Source organism: Psychromonas sp. L1A2 (assembly GCF_009828855.1).
Taxonomy (GTDB): domain Bacteria; phylum Pseudomonadota; class Gammaproteobacteria; order Enterobacterales; family Psychromonadaceae; genus Psychromonas.
Genome location: NZ_WUAG01000002.1, coordinates 254,553 through 264,548, shown reverse-complemented (window position 1 = coordinate 264,548; position 9,996 = coordinate 254,553). Strand labels below are relative to the sequence as shown.

The 9,996-nt window shown below is 36.5% G+C and carries 9 protein-coding genes; 7 read left to right on the top strand and 2 right to left on the bottom strand.

The features are described from left to right. Positions 1-796: 796 nt before the first annotated feature. Positions 797-1,669 carry an aspartoacylase gene (locus GQR59_RS11700; protein ID WP_160062943.1) on the bottom strand — a complete coding sequence of 291 codons (873 nt, stop codon included), beginning with the start codon at positions 1,667-1,669 and terminating at the stop codon, positions 797-799. Between the two features lie 156 nt (positions 1,670-1,825). Here GQR59_RS11700 and GQR59_RS11695 point away from each other — a divergent pair, with 156 nt between their 5' ends. From GQR59_RS11695 to GQR59_RS11680, 4 genes are all read left to right on the top strand, one after another. Continuing rightward, positions 1,826-3,205, top strand: a complete 1,380-nt coding sequence (locus GQR59_RS11695; protein ID WP_236546749.1) for a dihydroorotase — start codon at positions 1,826-1,828, stop codon at positions 3,203-3,205. Positions 3,206-3,337: 132 nt separating this feature from the next. Beyond that, positions 3,338-4,384 (top strand): CobW family GTP-binding protein, encoded by a 1,047-nt coding sequence (locus GQR59_RS11690; protein WP_236546748.1) that lies wholly within the window; start codon positions 3,338-3,340, stop codon positions 4,382-4,384. 647 nt (positions 4,385-5,031) lie between these two features. Continuing rightward, positions 5,032-6,120: a carbohydrate kinase gene (locus tag GQR59_RS11685; protein WP_160062941.1), complete on the top strand. Its 1,089-nt coding sequence runs from the start codon at positions 5,032-5,034 to the stop codon at positions 6,118-6,120. Between the two features lie 9 nt (positions 6,121-6,129). Beyond that, the gene (locus tag GQR59_RS11680) at positions 6,130-7,050 is read left to right on the top strand and encodes a pseudouridine-5'-phosphate glycosidase (RefSeq protein WP_160062939.1); all 921 of its coding nucleotides are present in this window, start codon (positions 6,130-6,132) and stop codon (positions 7,048-7,050) included. A gap of 283 nt (positions 7,051-7,333) precedes the next feature. On the opposite strand, the gene GQR59_RS11675 is transcribed toward GQR59_RS11680, so the two are convergent. Then, positions 7,334-7,504: a hypothetical protein gene (locus tag GQR59_RS11675; RefSeq protein WP_160062937.1), complete on the bottom strand. Its 171-nt coding sequence runs from the start codon at positions 7,502-7,504 to the stop codon at positions 7,334-7,336. Positions 7,505-7,885: 381 nt separating this feature from the next. On the opposite strand from GQR59_RS11675, the gene GQR59_RS11670 reads away from it, so the two are divergent. The 3 genes from GQR59_RS11670 to GQR59_RS11660 all read left to right on the top strand — a co-directional run bounded on the left by GQR59_RS11670 (position 7,886) and on the right by GQR59_RS11660 (position 9,905). Beyond that, complete coding sequence (locus tag GQR59_RS11670) at positions 7,886-8,512, top strand: hypothetical protein (RefSeq protein ID WP_160062935.1); 627 nt, start codon at positions 7,886-7,888, stop codon at positions 8,510-8,512. 128 nt (positions 8,513-8,640) lie between these two features. Continuing rightward, on the top strand, positions 8,641-9,201 hold the full coding sequence (locus GQR59_RS11665) for a hypothetical protein (protein WP_160062933.1): 561 nt from the start codon (positions 8,641-8,643) through the stop codon (positions 9,199-9,201). Positions 9,202-9,311: 110 nt separating this feature from the next. Further along, entirely contained in the window at positions 9,312-9,905 is a 594-nt protein-coding gene (locus GQR59_RS11660) for a DUF4760 domain-containing protein (protein WP_160062931.1), read from the top strand. Positions 9,906-9,996 lie beyond the last annotated feature (91 nt).

Genomic DNA, 9,996 nt, shown 5'->3' with positions numbered 1-9,996 from the left:
ACTATGCTGTTGCATAAATCATTCCCTGCCTCTACTTGCTAAAGGTAGTCATTCATACAGAAAACTCTACGGGAGGGCTGTCGTAGCCACATTGTTCGAAGTTTTATCGTAACTAATTGATATTGCTAATATCAGTTTATGGCTGTCAACAATCTTTCGTGTGAGTAAGGATTGACTCGTCTGCGCTCATCCAGTCAGTTTGATGTTTATTAATAGTGTTTTCGCCCTGTCTGCGACCATCTTTTTCTTACCAGAAGAAAAAGGCGGCAAAAAGACTGGCCACCGAATCGCTTTCTTATCCAAACAATCAATGCCTTTCTTAACGCACCAGTTCATACGGCACGTCCCTGTGCCGTATGAACTTACAGCAAACGTCCTGTTTGCTGTTGCTGAAAGGTATTGATGGTTTGGCAAAACTCAACGCCGGGGTGGTCGTATCCGCGTTGAATATTGAACTTTTCATTAACAGATTGATATTGTTGAGTTCAATGTATGGATGTCCTGTGCTTTGCTGTGCTTTTGCTACCTTATCCAGTATCAGCGAAACGAGTCAGATTGAAATTGAGGGAGTTGAAAGGTTAATTTTTATAATACAATAATGTCTTAATTAAAGTAGAGTATTATTTACAGGGGCTAATATCACTCTGCTTTAATTATACCAATCACAATAAATAGCCACTTCCTCATTGTAAATTGCGTAAAGGGAGTCGCCATTTACGCCTTGAATTGAACTGTTTTTACAGCGCAAAATGTAGATAACATATTTAATGTAATCGGTATTAAGTTAAATACGCTATCAGCTTGTACAACAAATGTTAATTTTGTCTGCTAGTGCCATGGCAATGTGTTTTGTCGAATAGGCAGCTTCATTGATAAAATGCGGATAAGTGCTTTGTTTACCATGCCAATATAAATCAAGTCCATTAAAGGCAGAAAGTAATGGCTCGCCTTTTTTTACTTCCGTAAAATCTAAACCACAAATAGTGGGGTGAACAGCGGCTAGTCGCATTCCGTCTTTATCTAGTGGGAAAGACACTTCTCCAGTTAATTGATAAGCCTCATAATCATTAAGAGAAAGCGACAGTCCTTGATTTTCATAATCAATAAAATCAAGCACACTCAATAATAGTTTTTTCATTAACAATAAACTCTGATGGGTTAACACTCCATGACTCTGTTCTTCAACTTCAATCATGACCCCTGACCCAGTCATTGTGCAGAGATAGGGATGTTCCTGCCAGTTACTTTCGTTTTCAAATAGTATATTGGCCTGTGGCATGCATTTTTTAACATAAGCGCCCATTCTTTCATAATAGGGCGTTCTTGCTAATAGAATAAGTGTTGCACCCATGCGGCTTGTTGTGTTGTGTAAATCAATTACCAATTGCTTCGGTTTATTTTTATATTTCAGTTGTAATTGTTGCGCAATTTTCTTTTCTTTACTGTGTGGAAGCAATTGTTTTTCGTTTCCAAACTGTCGGTTTAAATCTGTTTCAACAAAACGCACATTGTTGATAATGGCATCTGGATTTGCAACTAATGTATCGATTGTAAAACTTTCTCGTTGAACATTTAATTGTTTATCTCGTATTAATTTTTCAATATAAAGACCTGATAACTCATTACCATGTGTACCAGCAACGATTAATACTTCTTTGAAATCCTTCATTCTCTCAGCCTTGTTCTAATAATGTACTGGTTTTGTATGTTATGGCAGCAAATGAAAGCTCAGCCATAAAATTACAAGTTATCACTTAAAATGTTATGTTATATCATAACAATTTATTCAGTAAAATTTTAAATTTAAGAAAAGGTGAAACAAGCGATGCAAAAGGGAATGCAACAGAGAATGCAACAGGGAGTACAAGAAAGGTCATACAGGACACTGATAAAAAACGCATTTATAGTGAACGAAGGTCATGTATTCAAAGCTGATGTTTATATTATTAATCAAAAGATAGCGTTGATTGCAGAAAGCATTGAAGCAGAAGTAACAGATAACGTTATTGATGCATCAGGGTGTTATTTATTACCAGGTATGATTGATGATCAAGTTCATTTTCGAGAGCCGGGTTTAACACATAAAGGCAATATTGCCACAGAATCTCGTGCTGCAGTCGCTGGTGGAATAACAAGTTACATGGAGATGCCTAACGTCGATCCTGCTACCACTACGATTGAAGCGCTTGAAAAGAAATTCGACATTGCTGACAAAAAGTCCATGGCTAACTATTCATTCTACTTGGGTGCAACAGAAGATAACTTAGATCAAATTAAGCGACTCGATCCAAGTAAGCATTGTGGTGTTAAAGTCTTTATGGGTGCTTCAACAGGAAATTTACTGGTAGAAAATAAACAGGCGCTAGAAGCTATTTTTCGTGAATCACCAGTACTGATTGTCACGCATTGTGAGAAAGGAGAAGTGATAGAAAAAAATATTGCTGCTTTGTTACAAGCAGGAAAATCATTCTCTATTGAAGACCATCCGAAATTACGTGATGTAGAAGCTTGCTATCAATCCTCTTCCTATGCCGTTGGATTAGCCAAAAAGTACAACAGTCAGTTACATGTTTTACATATCACCACAGAAAAAGAATTAAGCCTCTTTAGTGCAGGGCCAATTGAAGGTAAAAATATAACAGCGGAAGCCTGTGTTCATCATTTATGGTTCACCGAGCAAGACTATAAGGAGAAGGGAAACCTTATAAAATGTAACCCTTCCATTAAAGCTAAAAGCGATCGTGATGCATTAATTGAGGCTTTGCATGAGAATAAAATTGATATTATTGCGACCGACCATGCGCCGCATACTTTAGCGGAAAAACAGGTAAAATATGAAAAAGCACCAGCGGGGTTACCACTTGTTCAACATGCGTTGTTAAGTCTTTTACATCAAGTAAACGATAAACGTTTAAATCTAACGCAAGTAGTACAAAAAACGGCGCATAACCCTGCGATAAGATATGCTGTTCAGCAACGTGGCTTTATTCGTGAAGGTTACTTTGCAGATTTAGTGTTGGTCGATATGAAAGCCTCGACGGCAGTAACCCATGAAAATAGTTTATATCATTGTGGTTGGAGTCCGTTTGCAGGACAAACATTCTCAGCCAAAATAAAAAGCACTTGGGTGAATGGTCAGCAAGTATTTGATGGTCATGAAGTGTTACCTGTTAAAGCGTCGATGAGACTGAGTTTTACGCGATAATTTTTACGCGACAATATAGAAATAATAATATAGAAATAACAATATCGGGCTAACAACACTTTTTAGCTAACAACATTGAGCTAACAACACAGAGCTCATATGAAAAAAGTATATGATCGGAGAAAAATAAGCGTGACAAAAGTAATAAGTGTTACAAAAACAGCAATACACAATGTGCCGACTAATATTATTACTGGTTTTCTTGGTGCAGGTAAAACCACGGTTATTATGAACCTATTAAAGCATAAACCTGCGAATGAACGCTGGGCTGTATTGGTTAATGAATTTGGCGAAATAGGCGTAGACGGTAGTTTGTTACAAGGCCAAGGTAGCGACAAACAAGTCTTTATTCGAGAAGTACCGGGTGGCTGTATGTGTTGTGCGGCTGGTGTTCCGATGCAAGTAGCGCTCAATCAGTTATTAAAAGAAGCAAAGCCAGATCGCTTATTGATCGAGCCAACGGGGTTAGGGCACCCCAAAGAAATACTGCAAGTCTTAAATTCAGAGCACTATCAAAAATCATTGAGTATTCAAAAAACGATTACGCTGGTCGATGCACGTTCGTTAGCTGATCCTCGCTATACCAAGCATGAAACCTTTAATCAACAAATTGCTATTGCAGATATAGTCGTGGGTAACAAACAAGATCTGTATCAACAAGGCGATCATGAAAAGTTACAACAGTATGTTGAAGGCTTCGATGAAAAACCAAAGCAGGTCGTTTTTACGCAACACGGCGAACTATTACCTGACTTATTAACTGGTGGAACATTAACAGTAAATGCACCAACACATGTTCTCGAACATCATGAGCATAACCATGAACATTCTCATGAGAACAAAGCAATTGCGTCTGAATTACCTATGCCAGAAAGTGGCGTGATTAAAGCGGAAAATAAAGGTGAAGGGGTTGTTAGTGTAGGTTGGCGGTTTTCTGCTGAAAAAACATTTAATCATCAAAAGCTTCAGCAATTATTTTCGACGTTACAGGTTGAGCGTTTGAAAGCTGTATTTATAACTGATCACGGTATGATCGGTTATAACTTGACTGGTGATGATTTAAAGGAAATTGCATTAACTGAACTTGTATTAAGTGAGCTTAATGAAAGTAAAATAGAGATAATTACCAATGAAATAGATGATGATTTTGAGACTCAATTAATGGCAACTATTATCTGAATTCATACTGTTTCTCGATTTTTATTATTTCTCGTTCCCACTGTCCTCTGTGGGAATGCGCACTTTAGCATTTTTAGGGTAAGGATTTGCTCGTCTGTGTTCGTCCTGTCGGCGACATACTTTTTCTTACCAGAAGAATACCTTTTACCCACAACAAGCAAAAAAGACTGTCTCCCAATTCGTTTTTTAATCTACTCTTTTAGATATATAACAATAACTACCTTCTAAACGCACCGCTCACACTCGACATCCATACCTCGAAATGAATTAGCAACGGCAAAGGGCACGCAGAGCTTAGTCCCATTCATAACACTATGCTGTTGCATAAATCACTCCCTGCCTCTACTTGCTAAAGGCAGTTATTCATACAGAAAACTCTACGGGAGGGCTGTCGTAGCCACATTGTTCGAAATATTATCGTAACTGATTGTTCATACACAATATCGAGTGATCTTTTTTCGGATTATCTAATATTTTCCTATTTTAATTAATGGGGTTGTAGCTTTTACTAAATCTTTCTTTCAAATATAAATAACACTTTAATTTTATATTTTAAATATATTATTGTGCAAAATGTTGACAGTTTGTCTGGAAAGTGACCTAATAAACTTAAGTTTAGACTGTAAACATTAGTTTAAGGGGGCATTATGACGGAACGTGAACGTGAAATATTTGAATTAATTGAAGCAAATCCTATGATTTCTCAATCAGAAATCGCCTCGCTATTAGCCATTACTAGAACTTCTGTTGCTGTTCATATCAGTAATCTGATTAAGAAAGGCTATGTAATGGGGAAAGGGTATGTAATTGCATATTCTCATCCTATTACGGTTATTGGTGGTGCGAATGTTGATATACAGGGAAAATCTCAAGGAAACCTTCTAATGGAAGATTCTAACCCCGGTGTTATCAAAGCTTCTTTAGGTGGGGTTGGACGTAATATTGCAGATAATCTTTGCAAGTTTAAATTAGATGTTCGGTTCATTACGGCGATTGGTGACGATAATGAAGGAGTGATGGTAAAGGATAATGCCAGGCTCCTTGGTATTGATATGGAACAATCTATAACGACTGCGGAGCATCGAACTTCAACTTACTTATACATACTAGATAAATATGGTGAATTAGTGATTGCTGTTTCTGATATGGGAATAGTTGATCAATTGACACCGACCTATTTTAAAAAATTGCTAGTTAAAATAGACCATTCTCCCCATACCATCCTCGATGCAAACTTACCTCAAGAAACTATTGAATATTTATCCAGAAATTTGATTAAAACCAAGTTAATTTTCGATCCTGTATCGATTACTAAAGCGACCAAAGTAAAAGATGTTTTAAATAAGTTTTACGCAATTAAAGTAAATAAAACCGAAGCAGAGGCGTTGACTGGGTTAACTCTAGATACTCAAGAAATGATAGTAAAAGCTGGGCTACAGCTTCTTGATTATGGAGTAGAACGTGTTTTTATTACGATGGGGAGTGGCGGGGTTTATTACCAAGATAAACATAATGGCTTTTTTCGGAAAGCCATCAAAACATCCGTAGTGAATGCGACAGGGGCAGGAGATGCTTTCACTGCAGCTATGATTTATGGTTTTACTGAAAACTTAAACAGCGAACAACTAGTCGATTTTTGTATTGGTGCCAGCACTATAACGCTTGCAGCTCAAGAAACAATCTCCTCGGATCTAACAATAGATACCGTTAATGCAATTTTAAACAACCACCATTAGAGGATTATTATGTTAAATCAATATGTTGTTATCAGTGATGAAGTAAAAGCCGCTTTGGTCAATAATCAACCTATCGTTGCGCTTGAGTCGACAATTATTTCCCATGGTATGCCTTATCCTCAAAATGTAGAGACGGCATTAAATGTTGAACAGATTGTGCGTGATAATGGTGCTATTCCTGCGACTATCGCCATTATAGGCGGTAAATTGAAAGTAGGTTTATCTAGAGAAGAAGTTGAGTATTTAGGTAAAAAGGGGCTAGACGTCATTAAATGTAGTCGTCGAGACTTACCGATTGTTGTTGCGAAAGAGTTAGATGGTGCAACAACCGTAGCAACAACGATGATCATTGCTAATATGGCTGGTGTGAATGTCTTTGCTACAGGTGGTATTGGTGGTGTACATCGTGGCGCAAGTGAAACTTTTGATATTTCAGCTGACTTGATGGAACTAGCAAGTACAGAAGTAACAGTCGTGTGTGCAGGAATAAAGTCCATTCTAGATATTGGTTTAACCTTAGAATACCTAGAAACACAGGGCGTTACAGTGCTTGGTTATGGTTCTGATAATTTACCTGCTTTTTATCTTCGCGATAGTGGTTTTGGGGTTGATGCTCGGGTCAATAACGGTAAAGAAGTTGCTGACATGATGAAAGCGAAGTGGGGCATGCATTTGAAAGGTGGATTTGTAGTAGGCAATCCTGTCCCAGAGCAATATGAAGAAAACAAGGAACAAATTACAGCTGCAATTGAACAGGCTCTCGATGAACTTAATGAACAAGGGATTAAAGGTAAAGATTCAACACCTTTCCTTTTAGCGAGAGTAAAAGAATTGACTGGTGGAGATAGCCTCGAAACCAATATTCAGCTTGTATACAACAATGCTAAAGTAGCTGCAAATATTGCAGTAGAGTACTGTAAATGTAGATAACTTAGTTTATTTAAAATAATTTTCTCGTTCCCACTATCCTCTGTGGGAATGCATACTTTTGTATTTTTAGGGCCAGGATTGAGTCGTCTGCGCTCATCCAGTCAGTTTGATGTTTATTAATAGTGTTTTCGCCCTGTCGGCGACCATCTTTTTCTTACCAGAAGAAAAAGGTGGCAAAAAGACTGGCCACCGAATCGCTTTCTTATCCAAACAATGCCCATACCTTTAAAATAAGCTTTCCCAACGCACCAGTTCATACGACACGTCCGTGTGTCGGATGAACTTACAGCAAACGTCCTGTTTGCTGTTGCTGAAAGGTATTCATTGTTTGGGAAAGCTCAACGGTGGGGATGGATGTAGCCACGTTGAGTAAGGTTTTATCATAACTATTTGATATTGTTAATCTCAAGTGATGGCTGTTCAGTTCTTTTTGTTGTACTTCATCATCTGGCATTCATCGGGGGGCTTTTTGTTGTAATAGATAAAAGAGGTGATCCAATAAAGGTAGGCTTTATTGTTTTTCTGCGTAATGCTTCATTCGCATCTTTTTAGTTACAGCACTCAAAAATGGAGAAGGCATATGTCACTCCTATCTTTTAAATTGGTGTGTTTATATACAGTGCAGTCATGTTGCAGTATTTTCACCGTAATTATTGCAATTTGTCGTCTTTTCCCATGATATTAGTTTTATGTTTTGTCTGTAATTACTTGTTATAGAAATAAATTAACGTAAGATTGAAGTTATTTTTTCTCATTAGCTTATGTAGTATTTTCACCTCAAAAGTAACATTTTGTAAGTTAATAAGCTGTTATATTTCATTTCTGAGAGTATTAGATGGAAAGTTTATTAAGAGATACGTTTGATAATTTGATTAGAGAATACGATATAATTTTTGAACAATATTATCCTTCTCATAATTCGACGGGTTTCATGGAGGCTAATCAAGTCCATTTGTTTGTAAAGTCATTTTGTAAATTACAAAATGACGCATTTTCTTGGCTTGAAGCTCCGTTAAAAAAAGTTGGCAGAAGCTATCCTCGTATTGATGCTGTGATTTTTATACCAAGCCGAGAAGCGGTAATATTTATAGAAGCAAAGAGAATCAATAACCCTAACGATAAAATAAATGAAATCTACAAAGATATGGATAGGTTGTTAATTGATAATAACCGGAACCATATAATGTCAGAGGCAAAGTTTGATATTAAGCATCAGTATATTATTTGTCTGGCAGATGTATGGCTCGAAACAAAGTATAAAAGATGTATACCTTATTGGTGGTGCTCTAAAGAACAACCAGAGGGGATTATTGAGTTAGAATCTTCTCGTTATAAAGATACTCCAACCTTTTTGGAAAGAATGAAATCTGTCGGAGTTAATTGGAATATTAAAAATCAACATATACATGAATTTAAAACAGTAAAAAACTACTGCTTAATGTTCGGTACACATAAAATATAACAAGTTAATCAACTGGACGTATTACGGTTGTCATCGTTTTTGCAAAAGAAAAAGCCGCAAAAACAACGCCAACCTACACGCCAGTTATTAAGGCGTTAAATTTCAATCATCAATAAGGTCGGCAGAATTTGAAAGAGATATTTTTGTTCGTAATTTCTCATCCACCGGTAGCCACTATCGTTACAGGTTTAATAGCAATAATAACTGTGATTCTGAGTCAAATTTGGATTGACTCGAGGCAAAGAAAAGATCATAAGCACCAAAGGTCGCTCAAACACCAAGAGCTGTTACTTGCAAAAAAAGAAGAAGTCATTGATTTGTGTAACATACAGGTCGAGCTGATATCACAAATCGAATTAGTTTTTGAACAGTGGTTTGAAAATTATGATGAGCACTATGACTCTACAAAAATTAGAATACTCCAATCAAAAATTGATGGTAACGTATCTAAACTTAATCTGATCATTAACTTATATTTGCCAGAGATGGAAAGTTACATTGTTCGTATCGATGATGAAACCCAAGGATTTATTGAACTTTGTGCTGACTATTCGATGGGTGGCAAATTTGGTAAAGAAAATTACCTAAAGTTAGATTACATCGAGGTTGTAGAGGTTTCGAACGAATATGCAGGATCGTTTATGTACTTGTCTTCAAATCTAGCGAATATGGCGAGACAAAAAATTTAACAAACGCTTTAAATCTGATTCGCAAACGCGTGCCGAACTCGCTAACGCTCAAACATGGCACACGTCCACTCACAGTTTAAGCGGGCGTTAAATTAACCAACAGGAGCAATATGATTAATTCTTGGATAACAAATAATGTTGATATTATTTCTACAGCAGTATCTATACTAAGTTTACTTTCTCTTTTTCTTATATATAAACAATTGAAAGATACTAAAACTTGGAACAAGCTTCACTTCACCTATACATTCTTCCCTGACTCTAAAGAATTTGAAGAACTTGAAATTTTTTTAGATGACAGACTTAATTTTTGGCAAAGAGACTCTGCACTTTCAGACTTAGAAGTAAAAGCTCTTTTAGGAAAAGAAAATTTAAATGAGACTGAAAAGAATCAGCTTTACGAAAAGTTTAATAAAAACATAAATAAAGATGATTGTGCTAAAGAACTCATTGATGCTGGTAGAAAGTTAAAAATATATTTGAATGAATTAGAATATTACTGTGCCGCAGTTTCTTCTGGGGTCATTGACTCTGAGTCAGCTAAAAATATTTATTCTTATAAGTTTAAACGGGCTTATGAGAAAGCTTTACCTTGGATTGAAGAAGTAAGAAAAATGAAAAATGAAACTTCAATATATATTGAAATAACTAAGATTCTAAATAATTGGCATCCTTCACCGGCGGGGCAGAAAAATAAATATTAATTTAACAAATAAGGATAGGTGTCGCGCAGCCGACACCTTATCTGAGTGTTGGACAAGCCCGTATGAGACTCTTTGCTTTATATAGTAAATA